18 protein-coding genes are annotated in these 20,113 nt (G+C 70.6%); 11 read left to right on the top strand and 7 right to left on the bottom strand.

Annotation, left to right across the window (positions count from 1 at the left end):
- Positions 1 to 15: 15 nt before the first annotated feature.
- Positions 16 to 1,737, bottom strand: a complete 1,722-nt coding sequence (locus ADL29_RS38950; RefSeq protein WP_053928201.1) for a class I adenylate-forming enzyme family protein — start codon at positions 1,735 to 1,737, stop codon at positions 16 to 18.
- Positions 1,738 to 2,143: 406 nt separating this feature from the next.
- Here ADL29_RS38950 and ADL29_RS38945 point away from each other — a divergent pair, with 406 nt between their 5' ends.
- Positions 2,144 to 2,956 carry an SDR family NAD(P)-dependent oxidoreductase gene (locus ADL29_RS38945; protein WP_063788618.1) on the top strand — a complete coding sequence of 271 codons (813 nt, stop codon included), beginning with the start codon at positions 2,144 to 2,146 and terminating at the stop codon, positions 2,954 to 2,956.
- Between the two features lie 378 nt (positions 2,957 to 3,334).
- Positions 3,335 to 4,417: a S1 family peptidase gene (locus ADL29_RS38940; RefSeq protein WP_053928199.1), complete on the top strand. Its 1,083-nt coding sequence runs from the start codon at positions 3,335 to 3,337 to the stop codon at positions 4,415 to 4,417.
- 284 nt (positions 4,418 to 4,701) lie between these two features.
- On the opposite strand, the gene ADL29_RS38935 is transcribed toward ADL29_RS38940, so the two are convergent.
- Entirely contained in the window at positions 4,702 to 4,947 is a 246-nt protein-coding gene (locus ADL29_RS38935) for a hypothetical protein (protein ID WP_046929651.1), read from the bottom strand.
- 347 nt (positions 4,948 to 5,294) lie between these two features.
- Between ADL29_RS38935 and ADL29_RS38930 the strand changes: the two genes are divergently transcribed.
- A complete protein-coding gene (locus ADL29_RS38930; protein WP_053928198.1) occupies positions 5,295 to 5,591 on the top strand; it encodes a hypothetical protein in 297 nt (98 codons plus the stop codon).
- A 61-nt stretch (positions 5,592 to 5,652) separates the two neighbouring features.
- On the opposite strand, the gene ADL29_RS38925 is transcribed toward ADL29_RS38930, so the two are convergent.
- On the bottom strand, positions 5,653 to 8,139 hold the full coding sequence (locus ADL29_RS38925; RefSeq protein ID WP_053928197.1) for a SpoIIE family protein phosphatase: 2,487 nt from the start codon (positions 8,137 to 8,139) through the stop codon (positions 5,653 to 5,655).
- 287 nt (positions 8,140 to 8,426) lie between these two features.
- On the opposite strand from ADL29_RS38925, the gene ADL29_RS38920 reads away from it, so the two are divergent.
- The 3 genes from ADL29_RS38920 (at position 8,427) to ADL29_RS38910 (ending at position 12,804) form a co-directional block, all read left to right on the top strand.
- Entirely contained in the window at positions 8,427 to 9,500 is a 1,074-nt protein-coding gene (locus tag ADL29_RS38920) for a YVTN family beta-propeller repeat protein (RefSeq protein ID WP_053928196.1), read from the top strand.
- A 533-nt stretch (positions 9,501 to 10,033) separates the two neighbouring features.
- Positions 10,034 to 11,896: an ABC transporter ATP-binding protein gene (locus tag ADL29_RS38915; RefSeq protein ID WP_053928195.1), complete on the top strand. Its 1,863-nt coding sequence runs from the start codon at positions 10,034 to 10,036 to the stop codon at positions 11,894 to 11,896.
- A complete protein-coding gene (locus ADL29_RS38910; protein ID WP_053928194.1) occupies positions 11,893 to 12,804 on the top strand; it encodes a serine/threonine-protein kinase in 912 nt (303 codons plus the stop codon). The genes ADL29_RS38915 and ADL29_RS38910 overlap by 4 nt, the downstream gene beginning before the upstream one ends.
- A gap of 18 nt (positions 12,805 to 12,822) precedes the next feature.
- Here ADL29_RS38910 and ADL29_RS38905 read toward each other — a convergent pair whose 3' ends face one another.
- Both ADL29_RS38905 and ADL29_RS38900 read right to left on the bottom strand, forming a co-directional pair.
- On the bottom strand, positions 12,823 to 13,569 hold the full coding sequence (locus tag ADL29_RS38905; RefSeq protein WP_053928193.1) for a zf-HC2 domain-containing protein: 747 nt from the start codon (positions 13,567 to 13,569) through the stop codon (positions 12,823 to 12,825).
- Positions 13,562 to 14,146, bottom strand: a complete 585-nt coding sequence (locus ADL29_RS38900; protein WP_053928192.1) for an RNA polymerase sigma factor — start codon at positions 14,144 to 14,146, stop codon at positions 13,562 to 13,564. The genes ADL29_RS38905 and ADL29_RS38900 overlap by 8 nt, the downstream gene beginning before the upstream one ends.
- A 179-nt stretch (positions 14,147 to 14,325) precedes the next feature.
- On the opposite strand from ADL29_RS38900, the gene ADL29_RS38895 reads away from it, so the two are divergent.
- The 3 genes from ADL29_RS38895 (at position 14,326) to ADL29_RS38885 (ending at position 16,488) form a co-directional block, all read left to right on the top strand.
- Entirely contained in the window at positions 14,326 to 14,766 is a 441-nt protein-coding gene (locus tag ADL29_RS38895) for a cupredoxin domain-containing protein (protein WP_053928191.1), read from the top strand.
- Between the two features lie 275 nt (positions 14,767 to 15,041).
- Positions 15,042 to 15,500, top strand: a complete 459-nt coding sequence (locus ADL29_RS38890; protein ID WP_245689815.1) for a hypothetical protein — start codon at positions 15,042 to 15,044, stop codon at positions 15,498 to 15,500.
- 64 nt (positions 15,501 to 15,564) lie between these two features.
- The gene (locus ADL29_RS38885) at positions 15,565 to 16,488 is read left to right on the top strand and encodes an aminoglycoside phosphotransferase family protein (RefSeq protein ID WP_063788617.1); all 924 of its coding nucleotides are present in this window, start codon (positions 15,565 to 15,567) and stop codon (positions 16,486 to 16,488) included.
- Between the two features lie 37 nt (positions 16,489 to 16,525).
- On the opposite strand, the gene ADL29_RS38880 is transcribed toward ADL29_RS38885, so the two are convergent.
- Positions 16,526 to 17,167 carry a TetR/AcrR family transcriptional regulator gene (locus tag ADL29_RS38880; RefSeq protein WP_169795296.1) on the bottom strand — a complete coding sequence of 214 codons (642 nt, stop codon included), beginning with the start codon at positions 17,165 to 17,167 and terminating at the stop codon, positions 16,526 to 16,528.
- Positions 17,168 to 17,347: 180 nt separating this feature from the next.
- Between ADL29_RS38880 and ADL29_RS38875 the strand changes: the two genes are divergently transcribed.
- Together ADL29_RS38875 and ADL29_RS38870 are read left to right on the top strand one after the other, a co-directional pair.
- A complete protein-coding gene (locus ADL29_RS38875; RefSeq protein ID WP_245689814.1) occupies positions 17,348 to 18,760 on the top strand; it encodes an aldehyde dehydrogenase family protein in 1,413 nt (470 codons plus the stop codon).
- A gap of 181 nt (positions 18,761 to 18,941) precedes the next feature.
- Entirely contained in the window at positions 18,942 to 19,781 is an 840-nt protein-coding gene (locus ADL29_RS38870) for a patatin-like phospholipase family protein (RefSeq protein ID WP_053928188.1), read from the top strand.
- Positions 19,782 to 19,850: 69 nt separating this feature from the next.
- On the opposite strand, the gene ADL29_RS43895 is transcribed toward ADL29_RS38870, so the two are convergent.
- Positions 19,851 to 20,090 carry a hypothetical protein gene (locus tag ADL29_RS43895; RefSeq protein ID WP_157878688.1) on the bottom strand — a complete coding sequence of 80 codons (240 nt, stop codon included), beginning with the start codon at positions 20,088 to 20,090 and terminating at the stop codon, positions 19,851 to 19,853.
- Between the last annotated feature and the right edge of the window lie 23 nt (positions 20,091 to 20,113).

Below are 20,113 nucleotides of genomic sequence, written 5' to 3'. Positions count from 1 at the left end.
TCCTCCGGCGCCCGGTCAGGTCCAACGGCCCGTACCGAGGGGCCGGGCATCGGGCAGCAGCCGCTCCCGCAGCCGGACCCTGGCGATCTTCCAGGTGCCGGTCCGCGGGAACTCGTCCCAGCGGATGCGGACCGGCGCCGCCAGCTCCGGCAGATCCCTGACCGCCCGCTGCCACGTGCCGGGATCGAGGGGAACGTCACCAGAGGTGCTGTACACCGGGACGGGCAGCTCCTGCGCGGCCGGCAGGATCACGATTTCGGTCAGCTGCGGCAGGCGGTCCAGCAGGACGTCCTCCCACTCGATGGCACTGCCGCCGGCGATGCGGTCGATCTCCCGGTCGATCAGACGGACCGCCCCGAACCGGTTGATCACACCGAGGTCCCCGGTGTTCCACCATTCCCCGTGACATTTGCGCGCGTGCCGGTCCTGTTCCCCGATGTAGGCCAGGCACCGGCCCGGTTGGGAGAACTCGATGAGGCCGACCTTGCCCCGCGGCACCGGGCGCCCCGTATCCGGGTCCACGGCGCGGATCTTCCCGTACGCCGGAATCGGCCGGCCCAGATCCTGGTTGACCGGTGGCCGTTTGCCGCGCCGCCGGACCGACCGGCGCGCATACGGCCGCAGTGCGATCGGGCCGCATTCGCTCTGGCTCCAGGCCTGGATCCACAGCGGTACGCGACGGTCGCTGGCGTCCAGGAAGGCGCGGATGGTGCGGGTGTGGATCGCGTCGAAGGAGTTGAGGAACAACCGTACGTTGCCGAAGAGGCGGGCCGGGTCGCGCGCCATCTCCTCCCAGGCAAGGAACATATTGGGCATGGCCTCCACGACGGTGGGGCGGTGCTCCGCAAGCAGTTGGCGTACCGCCGGTGACGTGGCGTCGGACAGCATGATCATGCGCAGCCCGATGGTGGCCACGGTGAGCTGATTGGCCATCACCCGCTCGTGCCAGAAGGGGTCGCAGAACGCCCAGGTGTCCCGCCGGTTCATCCACAACGGCCAACGCTCGGCCTCGACCAGGTCCATGCCGTGCGCCGATGTAGCGGAATGCATCACGAGCTTGGGCACACCGGTGGTACCCGAGGTGTGGGTCACCCACATCGGCTCGTCGGGCGCTCGCAGCCGGGTGGCGGCCGTGGCCCCGCCCCGCAGGGTCGCCAGGTCCACCAGATCGGGGCGGCCGTCGGCGCCGTCGACGCACACCGTCCGCCGGGTCAGCCGGGCGACAGCGGCGGGGTCGAGAGCGCAGCTGTCGAGGTGGGCGCGGTCGGTGACCAGAAACGGCCGTTCCAGCCGCCTGAGCAGGATGTGGGAGACCGGTGTGCCGCCCACGGGAGGGCCGTACACGCCGGACAGCGGTGCGGGGACGGCTCCGATCCGCGCCGCGGCCGACGCGATGACCAGCAGGTCGAAGTGGTTGGCCTTGAGGACGGCCACCCGATCCCACTCACGCACGCCCAGCTGGTGAAGCCAGGCAGCCGTCTCGTCGACCAGCGACGCCCACTGCGCGAACGTCCGCGCCGACGCACCACCGGGGTCGATGTCCGGCGGCCGGTCGGCGATCAGCAGTTGGGCCGGGTTCCGCTCCGCCGCGACGTGCCACACCTCGCCGATGCGCCCGGTGGCCAGGGGGCGGCCACCCAGGAAACGGGGGAGGATCCGGTGCGCGCCGCGGGTGGCAGCGTACTCGGTGAGAAACCTGGGCAGCTCTCCTTGCTGCGCCGTCGTGTGCGGGGACATGCCGTCACCTTCCTGTGGAGTTCTCGGTCAGGTCGCGGCGTCGGTACCGTCCCGAACCCTTGCGGACGGTGTTCCGCTGAAGATGTGCAGAATGCCGGTAACGGGTTCCCGTGGATTCCGGGAGAGAGTTGGGGGAGAGCGAGGATTCGCCACCCGTCGATTCCTGTGGCGGAGATACCCAAAGCGTGTCGATTCTCGTCGGACGCCCTGAGTGTAAAGCGCGTAGGCCGACCGGAAAATGGGCGTTCCGGTGAGCGGAACGCGCCCGCGAACGACCCTTCTTCAGGGACTTGTCGGCATCGTTCCGCACAGTGGAACAGGGCTTGCCGGTATCACCGTCTTCCCACGACGCTTTGCACACACGGGAATTCACCTATCAGCTCTCCGAGAGAGGAAAGGGTGCGCCATGCCGTCTCGGTTTGACCTTGAAGGCAGGAAGGCCTTGGTGACCGGGGCTTCACGTGGCACGGGGCGGGCGATTGCCTACGCCTTCGCCAGGGCGGGCGCCGATGTGGCCGTCCTCGCGCGCAGTACCGACGCACTGCAGGAACTCGCCGCCGAAGTGGAGAAGTTCGGCCGCCGGGCCGTGGTACTGACCTGCGATGTCACCGAGGAGGAACAGATCCACGCCGCCGTCTCCGAGGCAATTCGCGGGCTAGGGGCTCTGGACGTCGTCGCCAACGTTGCGGGTGGCACCCCCACCGCGGGTCCGTTCGTGGAAATCCCGGTTGATGCATGGCAGCGCGATATGCGCGTCAACTTCGCCTCGGTGCTGCACTTTTGCCGGGCAGTGGGGCCGCATCTGCTGCAACGCGGCACGGGATCGGTGATCAATGTTTCCTCGGTGGCCGCGGTAGCCGGCGTTCCCTCCCGTTCGACGATCGCCGTGTCGAAATCCGCCGTCGTTGCCCTGACGCGGACCCTCGGCGCGGAATGGGCATCAGCCGGTGTCCGGGTCAATGCGATCCTCCCGGGCTGGACCGCAACCGCGGAAACGGCGGCGGTCCGCGAGAACCAGCAGGTGTCCGCCGGACTGATGCATGCCGTCCCGATGCACCGCTGGGGCACCCCCGAGGAGATCGCCGACTCCGCCGTCTACCTGGCCGCCGATGCATCCAGGCTGGTCACCGGCAGCTGTCTCACCATCGACGGTGGAGTATCCGCATACGTCGGCGGCCCCACGCTGCTCGATCTGTTGGCCCTTGGCCGCTTGGGCTGACCTGCCGTTGAGAAGGCCGGTGACGGTGGTATGGGTGGTTGGGTCGGCGAAGCGCCGGCGTCGGCTGACTGAAGGTCTGACGCCCTCCCTGACAGCGGCCGACAAACCGACATGCCTGGCCGGTAACGTCCGGGATTGCCGCACGGCCGTACAGGTGATTCCTGCAGACCTGTGGCGGGGCGGGTGTAGCGCGAGGCCGGGCCAGGAATGAATGAATCCGCGCCCCAGTTCCCACGCGCTCGTGCGCGCCGCGCGAGTGCCTGGGAAGCCCTGGGCGAGGGCACGGCGCTGACACGACGTCGGTAGGAGGGAGACGCCCCTGTCTCCTCCGGGCCGGGTCCCCCCGCCGGCCCACCCCCCCACACCAGAGGTGTCCAGTTGAAGCACACGAGCGAATCCACGCCTCGCCACGTCATCGCCGGCACCGGTGTGGTGGCCCTGATCACCGCCGCCCTCGCCCTGCAGAGCGCCTATGCCGCTCCCGCCATGGACCCGGACCCCCAGTCCCCTTCGGCCACTGTCGCCGCACAGCGCGCCAAGGAGCTCGACTCCTCCCTCGGTGAAGCGGGGGCGGGCTCGTACTACGACGCCGAGCACCATAAGCTCGTCGTGAACGTGACAAACGAGGCCGCGGCGGCCAAGGTCCGTGCGGCGGGCGCCGAGGCCAAGATCGTCAAGAACTCCCTGGCCTCACTGGAGGCCGCCCGCGCCATCCTCAACGACAAGGCCGCGATCCCCGGGACGTCCTGGGCGATGGACCCCAAGACCAACAAGGTGGTCATCACCGCCGACCGCACGGTCAAGAACGATGACCTCGAGCAGCTCAAGACGGTCGTTTCCTCGCTCGGTGGCCGGGCCGCCGTCACACAATCGGCGGCCGCGCTCCGGCCGGTGAACGCCGGTGGTGACGCCATCTGGGGCAGTAACGCGCGCTGCTCACTCGGCTTCAATGTCACCAAGGGCGGGCAGCCGTACTTCCTGACTGCCGGGCACTGCACCAGTGCGGTGCGGAACTGGTCCGCCGTACAGGACGGCCCCGAGATCGCCGTGACGGAGAGCAGCAGCTTCCCGGGTGACGACTTCGGGATCGCCAAGTACACCGCCGCCGGCGTCGAGCACCCCAGCGTGGTGAATCTCTACAACGGCAGCACACAGTCCATCACCGAGGTGGCCGACCCGATCGTGGGCCAGAAGGTGCAGCACAGCGGCAGCACGACCAAGGTGCACAACGGTGCCGTCACCGCGCTGGATGTGACAGTCAATTACCGGGAGGGGCAGGTCGGCGGCCTGATCCAGACCACCGTCTGCGCGGAGCCCGGCGACAGCGGCGGCCCGCTCTTCGAGGGAAGCACCGCGCTCGGCCTGACATCGGGCGCGCGGGGCGACTGCATTCTGGGGGGCGAGTCCTTCTACCAGCCGGTGCGCGAGGCGCTTGAGAAGACCGGATCGCAGGTTGGCTGATCCTGTGAACGGCGTCCATGACGATGCCAGACACGGGCCGCCACCATGGGTGCGTCGTCGGCGCTGGGAGCGGGCTTGCAGGACGGCCATGGCAGGCGTGCAGGTTGCCACCACCCGCCACAAGTCCTGATGTTTATATGGAATATATTTATATGACTGATAGTGGCGATCGGGTAATTCCGAAAATGCGCCTTCCGTGCGCAATTCGCCACCTGGTCCGACGGGGCGGGCGCAAAACGGCCCCGGCGTCCGGCCTGTTGCTCGGACACCGCGGCCTCTTCCCTCTACTTGGCGAATCGGTTGGTGCAGCCGATGGACGATCCCAGCGGCGCGGACTGCAGGCCGTTGGCGACTCCGACCTCGCCCAGGACGTCCACGTTCACGTCGTGCGCCATGCATGAACTGCCCTGCAAGATGTTCAGTGAGTTGCCGAGGCCCTGCCCGATGTCGGCTTGGGCGGTACCGACGCCGAAGAGGCCGATGGTGGGCAGAGTGGCGATCACAACGGCAGCCTTGCGAAGCTTGCGCATTTCATCTCCGGTGGATTGAGAGGATGCGATCTGCGATTGATCGGCTTTGTAAGATTACGAAAGAGTAATACGAAATATCTTGCAGACACTCGGCGGCGCGCCGAATCCTGTCCGTATCCGGCGAGGGCTTTTTGGCATGTTCGGGACCGTGAGTTGGCGCAGTGTCAGGTCCGTGCACCGGTATGCGGCGGCGACCGGAAATACCTGGTTCTCCAGCGGCAGGTTCTGCGGCCGGTAGCCGTCCCAGTCGTAGGGACGGCCGCCGGGAAGGCGGAAGCGGAGTGGCAGACCTACGGTGGTGGGAGAACGAGCCGCCAGGACGAGATGGCGTTCCGAGGGAGGCTGCGATGGAGGAGCACTTCGTCTGGGTCACGACGCGCGGCATCAAGCCGGGCGCGTTGGCGGACTTCGAGCGGGCATGGCGCCCGCAGCCGTTCCCGCACGGTCTGCGCCGCGCCTTCGCGTACTGGTCCGAGGACGGGCACGAGATCACCGGGGTCTCGTTCTGGGACTCCAAGGAGTCATGCGATGCCTGGCGCGCCTCCGGCGAGGAGAAGCGGCGGCGGGACGCCATGGCGCAGTACGTCGTCGAGGAGCGGGAAGGCTTCTATCGGGGCGGCGAGCTCAGCATCCCCGGTCATTGACCGGGGCGGGGCGGGGCGGAAGCGGAGGGGCGTTCGGACCGCACCAAGGCGCACCAAGGCGTTATCGCGGCGCCGCGGCAGGGCGGTACTCGGTGAGCAGCAGGGCGATGTCGTCGGCGCGGTAGGACGACCGCTGGGCGTGGTGCAGGAGGCGGTCGGCGAGTTCGTCCAGGGAGTCGGCGCGGGCGTGCGCCATGGCTGTGCGCAGGCGGTCGATGCCCACGTCGATGTCGGTGTCGCGTTCCTCGACCAGGCCGTCTGTGTAGAGGGCGAGGGTGGAGCCGGGCGGGAGGTCGATCGGGGTGGGTGGATAGGTGCTGGTGTGGTCCACGCCGAGGAGGGGGCCGGCCTCCAGGTCGAGTACGTCGGTGGTCCCGTCGGGCTGGCGGAGCAGCGGCGGGGGATGGCCGGCGCGGACGGCGTGTGCGCGGTGGCTGCCGGCTTCGAGATGGAGGTAGCAGCTGCTGGCGAGGAGCCCGGCGTCGAGGTCGATGAGGGCGTGGTTGGCGCCTGCCAGCACCTCGCCGGGCGTACGGCCGACCGCGACGAAGGCCCTTACGGCGCTGCGCAGTTGGGCCATGGTCGCCGCGGCGGCGATGCTGTGGCCCTCGACGTCCCCGATGACCAGGGACACGCCGTTGGCCGTGCGGATGACGTCGTACCAGTCGCCGCCGATGTCCATCCCACTGGTGCCCGGCAGATAGCGGGCGGCGGTGTGCAGGCCGGGGAGTACGGGCAGCCGGTGCGGCAGCAGGGCCTGTTGGAGGCCGCGGGCGAGGGCGAACTCCGCGTCGTAGAGCCGTGCGCGCTCCAGGGCCTGGGCGATCAGCCCGGCGAGCGCGGTCAGGACGCTGCGGTCCTTGGCCGTGAACCGATGGACCTCGTCGAAGCCGAGCACGCAGGTGCCGACGGGGCGGCTGGAGGCGATCAGCGGCAGGTACGCCCAGGAGCTCACCTCGCCCACGGGGATGCCGGGGTAGCCCTGGGAGAGGTCCTGCTGCGACTCGATGAACAGGGGGACACCGGAGGTCAGGGTCTCCGTGCCGGGCAGGTGGGCGTGCAGCGGCATGCCTTCCAGCCAGTCGAGGAAGCCCTCGTGGCGGCCGGTGTGGAAGATCCGGTGCATCGTGCCGGCACGGACCACGTAGAGGGCCAGCTGCTGGCCGCCGAAGGCCGGGAGGAGCTGGTCGGCGACGACTTCACAGACTTCGCGGGCGGTGACCGCCTCGGTCAGCGCACTGCCCAGCTGCAGGACGTGGTACATGACGCCCAGGCGCGCCGGGCTGGCGGTCGCCGGTGCCGGGGTGGCCGATGCGATGGACGGGGCCGGTGCCGCCTGGGCCGGGGGAGGCTGTCCGACGGGGACCACCCGGCCGGTCACGCCGTCCGCACCCGGATGGAGGGAGAAGGCGAGCCACTGATCGGGCGGGCGGCGGGCAAGGAAGGACGCCGGTGCCTGCGAGATCATCACGGACCTGCGCCGGTCCTCGAAGGCGGGATCGGACAGCCACGGCAGGACATCCCACAGACACTGCCCGAGCAGCACCTCGCCCCGTACCCCCAGCAGTTGCTCCAGGCTGCGGTTGGCATAGCTGACCCGCCCGTCCGGGGTGAGGGAGAACAGCCCGTCCCGCAGCCGCTCGACCGCCGCGGCAGCCGCGCGGCCGGAGCGCGCGTCGACCACCGCGCCGACCAGGTGCGCCCGCTCGGTGCCCTTGTCCGCCACGCGGCCCCACAACTCCACGGTGTGGGATCCCTCGCTGCCTGCCCCGTCGCCCTCACCCTCTCGTACCCGCAGGCGCCGCGCCGTGATCCGGCCCTCCGCGGCCGCCTCGCGGGCCGCGGCACGGAAGGCGGCGCGGTCGCCGGGAAGGAGACGGGAAGCGAGCGTGTCCGCCCGGCCGTCGAAGGCGCCGGGATCGAGACCGAAGATCGCGCAGAACTCGTCGTCCCCGGTCAGGGCGCCGGTGACCAGATCCCAGTCGAACAGACCGGCCCGCACCGCCGGTGCGGAGGGAGCCGGGCTCTCCACGGGGACGGTGTCCGGGTCGCACTCGAGGGGGTCCCCCGTACGGGCGCGGAGGGCTGACAGGGAGGCGCCGAGCCGGTTGGCGACGGCCCGCAGATGACGGCGCCGGCTCTTCGTCGGCCCGTCGCCGCCGGGCGGCGCGGCCCATACGACCGCCAGCGCCCCGAACGTCTCCCCGCCCGCGCCCACCGGCACGGAACAGGAGCCGAAGGCATACGGCAGCCCCACCGCGAGCTGCGGATACCGGCGCATCGTCTCGTCGGCGTCGGCCAGGTGGACGGTGCGCCCGGAGGTGAACGCCTCGGCGACCGGAATCGGACTGCTCACCGGAATGCGGCGCCAGCCGCCCAGCAGGGACGGCGGCACCCCGCAGGTCGCGGCGAGCACGACCGAGCGGCGGTCGCGGGAGCGCAGAAAGACGCTCCCGGCGTACGCGCCCGACGCCTTCACGGCCCTGACGACGGCCGCCGCCAGCAGGTCCTCGCGCTCCGCCGTCTCGCCGACGGTCAACCCGCCCATGCATCCAGTGTGCGCAGTACTCGGCCGGGTCGGCCGTTCGCATGGCGCTTCGCTCCCGGCCCCAGCCCTGGGCCGGGACGTCGGCCCGGCAGCGTCACCCGTATTGGATCAAATGTTCGGTTTGTGGGTGGGCTGGCGCGCTCTGGGGCGGCCGTCGTGGCCGGGAGAGGTTCACTCGCCCGGGGCATATGCAGGGCTGGCTGGCCGGTAGCGCAACTGCGGAATCCCAAGATCCCTGATCTTGTGGGCACCGTAATGATGACGATACCCCCTGATCCAGGAGAGCCATGCGCCGTCTTCCCCCGGCGAGCCCGCCGCCCGGCAAGGCGCCGGGCCGGCGCCGTGCGAGCACACCGCCACGATCCCTCCGCCGCCGTCGTCTCTGCTGGATCGCGGCCACCGCCCTGCTCCTGCCCTGCATACTGGCCGCGACCGGCTCACCGGCGCACCGCGCGCCCCGGCACCTGGCGCGCTTTCCGATGCGCATCAGCGCCTACGTGGCCAACAGCGGCTCGGTGACCCTCTCCGCGTATGACACCCGCCTGGAACGACGCGTCGGCGCCGTCCAAGTGGGCCACGGCCCGACCGGGGTGGGGGCGGCCCCGGACGGGGATGAGGTCTACGTCGCCAACAGCCGTTCCGACACCGTCTCGTTCGTCCACACCGGCTCCCGGCTGGTCACGGCCACCGTGGGGGTCCAGCACCGGCCCTTCGCGGCGATGCCGAGCCGCGACGGCCGTCGTGTGCTGGTGGCCAACTTCGGGTCGGACACGGTCTCGGTCATCAGCGTCCCGGGCCATCATGTGATTGCCACCGCGCCGGTGGGCCGGCTGCCGCACAGCATCGCCACGGTGCCGGACGGACGCGCCTACGTGACCGACAACGGCGACGGCGAGGTGACCGTCCTCGGCCCGGACTCGCATCCGATCCGCGACATCCCGGTGGGAGACTTCCCCAGCGGGATCAGTGCCTCGCCTTCCGGCCACCGGGTCTATGTCTCCAACACCGGCTCCGGCACGATCTCGGTCATCGACACCCACAGCAACACGGTGGTGGCCACTCTGCCGGGCGGCCGGGCGCCGCTGGGAAACGCGGTCAGCCGCGACGGCAGACGGCTCTATGTCGCCGATTCGGCCCGGGACTGCCTGCTGATCGTCGACATCGCCGCCCGCGATATCGTCGGCCACGTGCACGTAGGCGTCGAGCCGCAAGGTGTCGCCGTCACCCCTGACGGCCGACGGGTGTGGGTGACCAACGAGAAATCCGACACCGTGTCGGTGATCGATCCCTTCGCCCGGCAGGTCCGCTTCACCCTGCCGACCGGACACGAACCCGAAGGCATCGCCATCACCCCACGCTGAGCCCGCCCATGGCCGGCAGCGACTGTCCCCAGGCCGGCAGCGGCCGGCTCCAGCCGGCGTGCCTCTCCGGGCCAAGGCCCAACACCCCGCTGCCGGTGCGCAGTTCAGCAGTCCGGGCTCCGCGAAGGCCCTCGCCTCGACGTGTTCGTCGAACGCCCGCGTTCCTGGCGCTGACCGGGACAGGCATGCACCCGCACACCTGGCGGGCAACTCACCGCGGGCCCAGGGCAAGAATTTTCCCGGAAACGCCATCCAGAGCGGGCTCCCAGCCGTATCCCCAGGTGGGGGAGAGGTTCAGGAGGGAAGTTCATGGCGATTCTCAGTCACCTCATTCCCGCGAAACACGATCACCACAGGAAGGACAGGACATCGAGTCGCGACGACACCAGTGAGCGGCGCCACCACCGGCGCCGTCGTCACCACCGCCGCCGTTCCGGCCACGGTCACTGGTAGCCGCACAGGAGGGCCGAGCGGGCCGGAGCGTGGAGCTCCGGCCCGCTGGGCCCGCGATGGTTGTTGAGGAATGCATGCCCATGGCGCGTGTACCGCGGCATGTTCTGCGACGTCTGCTGTCGGTGGGCGAGGATCCGGACGCCATCGTCGCTGCCGCGCCGCCGGTTCCCCTGCGCAGGATCTTCCGGCGGTTCTGGCCCTATACGCGCGGTGGTCGGCGCTGGCTGGTTCTCCTCCTCTGCTTCAGCCTGATCGGGCCCCTGCTCGACGGTGCCGAGATCTGGATCTTCAAGATCGTGGTGGACGAGGTGCTCGTCCCGCGCGATCTGGGCCCCTTCCTGTGGATCGCGCTGGCCTACCTGGGGCTCGTCCTCGGTTCCGGCCTCCTGGGGTTCGCCGACGAGGTGACCTCCACCTGGGTCAGCGAGCGTTTCCTGCTGGCCCTGCGCGCGGATGTCTTCCGGCACGTCCAGGGCCTGTCGCTCGGGTTCTTCGCACGACGGCGGCTGGGGGATCTGCTGTCGCGGATCACGGGCGATGTCGATGCGGTCGAGACGTTCCTCCTCTCGGGGGTGGCGAACGCCCTTTACTACGTGGTCGAGGTGGCCGTCTTCCTCGGTCTGCTCTTCTACCTCCGGTGGGATCTGACCCTCCTCGCGCTCGTCATCGTGCCGCTGTTCTGGAGCGCGGCCCGCCACTTCTCCCGGCTGATCAAGGACGCATCACGCGAGCGCAGGCGCCGCAGCGGTTCGCTCAGCGCCATCGCCGAGGAGTCCCTCGGCAACGTCGCCCTGGTGCAGGCGTACAACCGGCAGGGCTGGGAGCAGCGCCGGTTCGCACGCGAGAGTCTGGGCAAGTTCCGGGCGGCGATGACGTCGGCCCGGATCCGCGCCGTCTACGGGCCGGTCGTCGAGGTCATCGAGGTGACCGGCGCGCTGGCCGTCATGGCACTGGGGACGTGGAAGCTGGCCCAGGGCGAGCTGACGCTCGGCGGGTTGCTGGTCTTCCTCGCGCTGATCAGCAAGCTCTACAGTCCGATCCGCGATCTGTCCCACCTCAGCAACACGTTCTTCGCGGCCGCCGCCTCCGCGGAGCGGATCATCGAACTGCTCGACCAGCGCCCTCAGGTCGTCGACACCGCCGGCGCCAGGCGGCTTGTGCGGGCCCGCGGGGACGTGGAGTTCGAGGGCGTCTCCTTCCGTTATCCGGGCACGTCCCGGTGGGCGCTGTCCGGGGTCTCGTTCCGGGTGGCGTCCGGCGGGACGCTGGCGCTGGTCGGGGCGAGCGGTGCCGGCAAGTCCACGGCCGCGAAGCTGTTGCTGCGCTTCTACGACCCGGATCAGGGCGTGGTCCGCCTCGACGGGACCGATCTGACGGACCTGCGGCTGGCCGAACTGCGGGAGAACGTCGCGGTGGTGCTGCAGGAGACGCTGGTCTTCCACGGCACCGTGCGGGAGAACATCGCCTACGGCCGCCCGGAGGCGACGGAGGCGGACATCGTCGCCGCGGCCCGGGCCGCCGATGCGCACGAGTTCATCCGGCTGCTTCCGGAGGGCTACGACACCCTGGTGGGCCAGCGCGGCCGGATGCTGTCCGGCGGGCAGTGCCAGCGTCTTGCGATCGCCCGCGCGATGATCAGGGACGCGCCCGTACTGCTCCTCGACGAACCGACCACCGGCCTGGACGCCCGGTCGGGCCGGCGGATCATGGACCCGCTGCGCCGGCTCATGGCCGGGCGGACCACCCTTGTCATCTCGCACAACCTGCTCACCGTCCGCGACGCCACCTGCATCGTGGTGCTCGACGAGGGCCGGGTCGTCGAGCGCGGCACACACGACGAGCTGCTGGCGCGCGGCGGGACCTACGCCCGGCTGCACCGCCTCAACGCGGTGCCCGATCCCGCGCTCGAGGGGTCCTCACGCATGGGGAAGGCGCTGTCATGAGCCACGCCACCGCACCCCCGGCTCCGCCGCTGGCCCCCGGGACGCGGCCCGCGCCAGGCTACGAGGTCCTGGCGCACCTGGCGCGGACCGGCTGGCTCGACCTGTACGACGCCTGGAGCGAGGAACGGGACTGCCGGTGCGTGGTCAAGGTCGTCCGCCCCGACCGCCGCCACGAGGAAGGGCTGGGCGACCGGTTGCTGCGCGAGGGCCGCTGGCTTCGGTCCTTCACCCATCCGCACCTGGTCCGGGCGTACGAGACCTTCGAGTCGCCCCAGCCCCTCGTCGTACTGGAGACGCTGACCGGCGAGACGCTGACCCACCTCGTCCACCGGCTGCGGCGCCGTCCGGCTGCCGAGGACGTGGCCCTCCTCGGCGTGCACCTGTGTTCCGCGATCCACTACCTCCATGGCCAGGGCCTGTTGCACCTCGACCTCAAACCGTCCAACGTCGTGGTCGACTGCGGGCACGCCAAGGTGCTCGACCTCAGCGTCGCGCGGCCGCCCGGCGCCGCCCCGGCGGGCGTCGGCACGTTCTGCTATCTCGCTCCCGAGCAGGCGCGCGGCGGGCTGCTGACGGCCGCCGCCGATGTGTGGGGCATCGGCGTCACGCTGTACGAGGTGGCCGCCGGTGACCTGCCGTTCGACTGCGGGGAGGGTACCGGCAGCAGGACCGGTGACGTCACGACCGGTGATGTCACGACCGGCCGGGACGACTGGTATCCGCAGCTCGAGGACACTGCCCCGTCGATACGTTCCCGCCGACGCCTGCCGCGCGATCTCGCCACGGCCATCGACGGCTGCCTGCAGCCCGATCCGGACGCCCGGCCCGCGGTCCGGGAACTCGCCGCCGCCTTCGAGGCAGTTCTGCCATGGCAGCACCGCCATGTGGCACCCACCCTGCCGCCGTGACAGGTCTGCCCTGCCGCTCTACCCTGCCGCTTCGAAGTGCGCGGTGGCGAGGACGGTTCCGTCGGCGGACACCAGACGGGCGCCCGAGACCGTGGACGGGTCCACCGGGACCGGGGCTCCCCAGTAGCCGTAGCCGTCGTGCAGTCCGAACGTGCCGACGCGCAGGGTGGAGCCGTTCGTCCGCTTCAGGAGGCAGGTGACCTTCCCGCTGTACGAGATCCCGGCGTCGTCGAGGTCGACGGACATGTAGACCCAGGCCGGTGATCCGGCATGGACGAAGATCTCACCGGACGGCTGCCGAAGGGGACCGGCCGCCGTCAGATCTCCCCGCATCATTCCCCAACCGACCACGACCGGCCGCGAAGGGGCGGCGGCGTTCTCGATGACCGTACCGACGGCCCAGCCGCCGAACCCGAAGGCGAGTGCGAAGGCGGCGACGGCGGAGGCGACCCGCAGCCGCACGCGTCCGCGGAAGCCCTTGTGTGCGCGACCGAGCCCGCGCGTGTGCCGGCGGCCGTCAGGCACCGCCGCGGACCGGGCGGGCGGCCGCGCCACCCGGGTCTCGAACCCGACCGGCGGCTCGCGCCCCGGCACCAGGCCGATCAGTCCGTCGCCGACGAGGGTCAGCTGCCCCACGTACTCCCGGCAGTCCGCACAGCGGTCCAGATGTGCGACGGCCGCGGCGCGCTCTCGCGCCGGCAGCACGCCCAGCGCCAGCTCGGCGCCGATGTCCAGCAGCTTCTCGCAGGTCACGTCCCTAGACATGGTCGCCTCGATTCGGCGATGCGAGCGTGGACCGCAGCTTCCCCATCGCGGTCCTGATCCGCGTCTTGGCCGTGCCCAGCGGGATCTCCTCCCGGTCGGCGATCTGCTGGGCCGTCATCCCGTAGATGCCTGCCATCACCACAGCACGGCCCTGTTCGCGCGGCAGCTGCGCCACGGCGGCCCGCAGCCTGGACGATGCCTCGTCCGCGAGCGCAAGCCGCTCCGGGGTCTCGGTCACCGCACCGAGGAGCGCGTCGAGATCTTCGGGAGCCACCGGCTCCGTCCGGCGCGAGCGGATGGCGTCGATGGCGAGGTTGTGCGCAATGGTTGTCAGCCAGGTCGCCACCGATCCCCGGCGGGAGTCATAGATCTGCGCATGCCGCCATGCACGCTCGAACGTCTGCTGGGCGATGTCCTCGGCGAGCTGGGGATCGCCGAGGACGGCGAGGGCGACACCGAAGACCCTGTGCTGGAACCGCCGTACGAAAGTCACCGCGAGCTCTGGGTCGCCGGTGGCAAGTCCGGACAGCAAGGCTTCGTCCGGGAGACGGCCGACCGGGAACCCAAACTCCTGCATACCCGTATATACGGACCGCCCTGGCCGGGGGATTGCCCGGCGACGGCGAAGCGAAGGACCACCCTCCCCTGGTGTTCCGGCCCCACCGGCCAATCCCTGCGGCTCGGTGGTCCGTACCCCGTGTACCCCGTACGAGCCGTTCGAGCCCCATGCGGGACACAGCTGTTCGGAGGTGCGAGATGCCAAGGACCACAGCCCGAGGCCGGACCCGGGTGGCCATGGGACTGGCAGCGGGTGTGCTCATGGGCGCGCTTGCCGCCTGCGGCGGGTCGGCGCAACACGACGGACCGGCCGGACGGCAGCAGACCAGTGGTCGGCCGGCGGCGACGAAGGTCGAGGTCACACTGGCCGACTTCCGCGTCATGCTGTCGAAGACGACCTTCACGGCCGGACAGCGCTATGACTTCGTCGCCCGGAACCACGGCCAACACGTGCACGCACTCGAGATCGAAGGGCCCGGCGGCGAGCACCACACCCGGACCCTGAAGCCGGGTGCGTCCGCGCGCCTCGGCGTGACCCTGAAGCCAGGCACGTACGAGGTGTACTGCCCGGTGGACGGGCACAAGGGACTGGGCATGCAGATGAAGATCACCGTGGTGGGCGCCGGCGGCGGTTACTGAACGTGGGCCGGGCGGCCCACCACCCCAACACCCGCCACCAGGCCGGGCGGTCGGCCGGGAGTAGGTTCACGTGGACGAGAACAGGACGGAAGCAGGACGGAAGCAGAGTGGGAAGAAGAATGGGAAGACGACGCCCTGTCGAGGCGAAGAGGCACGGTGCGCCGGTCGAGCCGGTACGGAGGATCCGGGGGATGCGGTGGGTGCGGGGATACGGCGCTGCCTGGTTACCCGTCACAGCCCTGCTGGGCCTGTGCCTGAGTGCCACTTGTGTGGTCATGGACCAGGCTCCGCCGGCGGTCGCGAGCGGAAAAGCGAACCTCAGGATCACCGAGGGACAGGTCGGCGAGATCGGGCCCGGCGGGACCCTCACCTATCCGAGCGTGACCAGCTGTCTGACGGTGACCGTCCGCCTCCAGGACGGTGGAAAAGTGGGCGCACACGCCAGCTTGTTCCAGGTGCCGGGGGAGTACCGGTCGGATCGCATCCTCGCTGCGGTCGGACAGCGGATCGGGGCACGAGGGGTACGGGCGGTGGAGGTCAGGGGCGCCGTCGGTGCCTGGGACCCGAGCTACTTCACCAAGGCGATCGAGAGTTACGCCGAGGGCGAGCAGGTGCCCGTACCCACTGGGCCCGATCCGGACGGCCTGGCCAGGGTGGTTGCCGACGCACTCGGGTTGTCGCAGGGGAAGGTGACGGTGGAGGACCTTCCCGACGGTGACCAGACGGTGGACTGAGCCGAGCCGCCGTTCTCCGACCGGGTGCGTCTCGAAATCCCAACTCCCCCTGAAGGAAGCCCATTTGAGTACATCGAAGGTGGTCGACGTCCCGCAGTCCCTGGCGTCCTCGTGCGCCAGAGGGTTCGGCGAGGAAGGGAATGCCTGGATCGCCGCACTGCCGGCTCTGGTTGCGGAATTCCTGGACCGCTGGGAGCTGCAACGGGACGGCGCGGCCGGGGCGGGCGAGGCCTCGCTGGTGCTGCCGGTGGTGCGCGATGACGGCACCCGGGCGGTCCTCAAACTCCAGATGCCCAGGCAGGAGACCAGCGCCGCACTCATCGGACTGCGCGTATGGAACGGCGAGGGGATGGTGCGGCTGCTCGACCACGATCCCGGGAGCAGCACCATGCTCCTGGAGCGGCTGGACGGTGCCCGCACGCTGGCCTCGATCGAGGACGACGACGTGGCGATGGGCATTCTCGCCGCGCTTCAGGCGCGGTTGGTCTCCGTCCCCGCACCGCCGGGACTGCGGCGCCTCGGTGATATCGCCGCAGAGATGCTGGAACAGGTTCCGCAGGCGGTCACGGCTCTGGCCGACCCGGCCGACCGGCGCCGCCTGCGGGGTTGGGCGTCGGCGGTGGCCGAGCTGGCCGGCGAACCCGGCGACCGGATGCTGCATTGGGATCTGCACTACGGCAACGTTCTCGCCGCGGAGCGCGAGCCGTGGCTCGCCATCGACCCCGAGCCGCTCGCCGGGGACCCCGGCTTCGACCTGTGGCCCGCCCTGGACAGCCGGTGGGACGACGTCGTCGCGAAGGGCGACACCCGACGCCTGGTGCGGCGCCGCTTCGACCTGCTCACCGAGGTCCTGTGCCTGGAACGCGCGCGTGCGACCGGCTGGACGCTGGGGCGGCTGCTGCAGAACGCGCTGTGGGACATCGAAGACGGTGCGACCGCCCTCGCCCCGCCCGCCCTCGCCCTTGCGGAGTCGCTTCCGAACCGTTGACCCTGGCCCCGTCGCACCGGTCATCCAGGGCGGGTGTTTACGCGTCCTGCGAACTGCTTCGCGGCAAGCGTGGCGGTGACGCCAGCGTGGCGTCGACCAGGCGGCGGACCGTGTCGGTGGGCAGTGGGTCGTCGTGCCACAGACCGCGGAAGAGCAGGTAGCCCGCCCATTGCTCCAGGAGCATGGGTACGTCGGTGTCCTCGGGCAGGTCGCCGCGGGCGATGGCGCGTTCCACGACGGAGCGGGCCTGGGCGTTGCGGGGTTCCAGGATCTCCGTGCGCAGGCGTTCCAGGAGAACGGGTTCGCGGGCGGCCTCGGCGAACAGGGCGGGGAGGACGAGACGGACCTCGTCGGAGCCGTAGAAGCGCGCCATCGCCTGCTCGGCCACGGCGAGCAGTTCGGTGCGGGAGTCGCCCGTCGGCTCCGTGGGGACGTCGGCCAGTCGGTCCCGTACCGCTGCCAGGACCAGCGCCGCCTTGTTCGGCCAGGAGCGGTAGACGGTGGCCTTGCCCACTGCCGCGTCCGCGGCCACGCCTTCGATCGTGAGGCGTGCATAGCCGCGTTCCTGGAGGAGCTTGAGGGTGGCGGCCATGATGCGCTCGCGCGCCTCCAGATCACGCCGTCGGCGCGCGGGGCCGGTGCCGTCGGCCACGGCCTTGAGGGTGCGTGTCTCGCCCATGGTGCTCCCGTCGTCGGTTCGGCTGTGCGCGGTGAGCATCAGCTGCGAACACGATACGGATCGTCTTGACCTCTCGACCAGGGGGCCGAGGGGTAGTAGTTTCAGAACGGTCCGTATCGTTCTGAACGAGGGGTGGGATGGGCCATGTCGTATGCCCAAGTTGCGGTGGATGAGACGAAGTTGAGCGGTCATGAGGGTCCGGAGGCCGCCGTCGGCGCCGCCGTCCGCCGCGCCCGCGCCGCCGCTCCCGCGTGGGACGCGCTCGGCCACCGTGAGCGGGGCGCGCGACTGCTGCGGTGGCGGCGTGTCATGACGCGCCGCCTCGACGAGATCGTCGGCCTCCTGGAGGACGAGGCGGGCAAGGTGCGCGCGGACGCGCTCATCGAGCTGGCCGCGGCCTTCGAGCACCTGGGCTGGGCCGCTCGCAACGCGGGTCCCGTACTGCGCCGCCGCTCCGTACGCTCCGGGCTGCTGATGCTCCATCAGCGGTCGACGGTGGAGTACCGCCCGTACGGGGTCATCGGCGTCATCGGGCCCTGGAACTACCCCGTCCACACCCCGCTCGGCTCCGTCTCGTACGCGCTCGCGGCGGGCAACGCGGTGGTCCTGAAACCCAGCGAGCACACCCCCGGAACGGGACGCTGGCTCGCCGACACCTTCGCGGAGGCCGTACCGGACTCGCCCGTCTTCGAGGTGGTGACGGGGGACGGGGCGGCGGGCGCCGCGCTGTGCCGTTCCGGCGTCGACAAGGTCGCGTTCACCGGGTCGCCCGGCACCGGCGCCCGTGTCCTCGCGGCCTGTGCCCCCACCCTCACCCCGGTTCTGCTCGAACTCGGGGGCAAGGACGCGCTGGTGGTCGCCGAGGACGCGGACGTCGACGCGGCCGTGGAGGCGGCGCTGTGGGGCGGCTGTTCCAATGCCGGGCAGTCGTGTGCGGGTATCGAGCGGGTCTATGTGGCCGAGGCCGTCCATGAACGGTTCCTCCAGCGGATCGCTCAGCGGGCGAGGGACATCGAGGGCGGGGCGGACGGCGACTACGGGCGCATGGCCCTCGCGGGACAGCTCGATGTCGTACGCCGCCATATCGACGACGCGCTGGCCCGAGGCGCGCGGGCCGTTGCGGGCGGGCCCGAGTCGGTGGTGCCGCCGTATGTGACCGGACCGGTCGTGCTCGCCGATGTGCCCGAGGACGCGGACGCGGTGCGGGAGGAGACGTTCGGTCCGGTGCTCGTCGTGAACCGGGTACGGGACGCGGCCGAGGGGGTGGCGCGGACCAACGCCAGCGCGTACGGGCTCGGCGGCGCGGTCTTCGCGCGGCGGGGCGGGGTGCGCCTGGCCCGGTCCCTGCACGCCGGCATGGTGAGCGTGAATGATGTCCTGACCTTCACGGCCGTGGGTGCGCTGCCCTTCGGCGGCCGTGGCCGCTCCGGGTTCGGACGTATCCACGGGGCGGACGGGCTGCGCGAGTTCGCGGCCCCGCAGGCCCTCACCCGCCGCCGGTTCGCCCCGCCGCTCGCGGTGCAGACCTTCGCCCGCGGGCCGCGGGACATGGTGCGCTTCGAGCGGTTGGTGCGGCGGCGCGGCGCACGGTAGGCGAGGGGCGCGACGTGGTGGTGTCCCTTGTGGACGTCCGCGACGTCGTCGCCGCATCCACTGCCCCGGGCGGGGAGTTCGGCAGTGGGCTCGACGGGGCAGTGCCACCTCACCGTGGAACTCGGGGGTTTCGGCTGATTCCAGGCGGAGGGCTCCGGCGCCCTGGACGTATCGTCGGCAGATGATTCGACATGGGCTGGTACTCGGCGGCGGCGGTGTGGCGGGAGTCGCATGGCAGACGGGCCTGTTGGCCGGACTTCTCGAAGGGGGCGTCGACATCCTGGACGCGGACGTGATCGTCGGCACGTCCGCGGGGTCGACGGTGGCCGCGCAGATCACCAGTGGCACCCCGCTCGGGGAGTTGCTCGCCCGCCAGATCGATCCGGCACTCCAGGCACCCGAACTGTCGCCCGTCCTCGATACCGATGACTTGCTGGAGCTGTCTCTCGACGCCCATGACGGCGCTACGGACGCTCTCGACCTGCGACGCCGGCTGGGCGCCATGGCGCTGGCCGCGCCGACCGTCACGGAAGCCGAGCGGCGCGCGGTGATCGAGGCCCGGCTGCCCTCGCACGACTGGCCGCGGTCGGAGTTGAAGATCGTGGCGGTGGATGCGGAAACCGGTGCGGAGCGGGTGTTCGGCCCGGCGTCGGGCGTCGCTCTCGTGGACGCGGTGACGGCGAGCTGTGCGGTGCCGGGAGCCTGGCCGCCGGTCACGATCGACGGGCGGCGCTACGTCGACGGCGGGATCCGCACGACGGAGAACGCCGACCTTGCCGCGGGGTGCGACCGGATACTCGTGCTTCAGGTCATGGCGGCTCCCGGCAGGACCCACCTCGACGACCAAGTGGCCGCGCTGCGTGGGCGGGGAGCGAAGGTCTCGGTGATCCGCCCGGACGACTCCTCGGCGTCGGCGATCGGGCCGGACCTGCTCGACCCCGCGGTGCGGGAGTCCGCCGCCCGCGCCGGCCACGAACAGGGCCTGCACGCGGCGCCGGCGGTGGCCGCTCTCTGGCGTTAGGACCTGTCCGGCTGCCATCCCACCGCCCCCACTCCGGTGTTCAACTGCCCGGCCTGCTCACTCGAACGTCTACGGATTGCCGCCGATCGGCCTGTTATGGCTGATGCGGGTGAGACGGGGAGAGTTCGTGCGCAGCACATGCTCGTGTTTTCGGCCAGTGGCTGCCGCTTTCACGGCAAGGAATTCCTGAAAGCGCTCTTGATCATGGCTGAACTCATGTCGTGAGGTTTTCTCCGGTGATTTTTGGGCATGGCGGATTTTCGCCGTCGGAAAGTGCTCCGCATGCTCACGGGTAAGGTCCCCTGGCACTTGACAACTCCATGTAGCGGTCA

This window comes from Streptomyces chattanoogensis (genome assembly GCF_001294335.1).
Taxonomy (GTDB): Bacteria; Actinomycetota; Actinomycetes; order Streptomycetales; family Streptomycetaceae; genus Streptomyces; species Streptomyces chattanoogensis.
The sequence above is the reverse complement of the archived record's forward strand: the minus strand, read 5'-3'. Positions and strand labels throughout refer to the sequence as shown.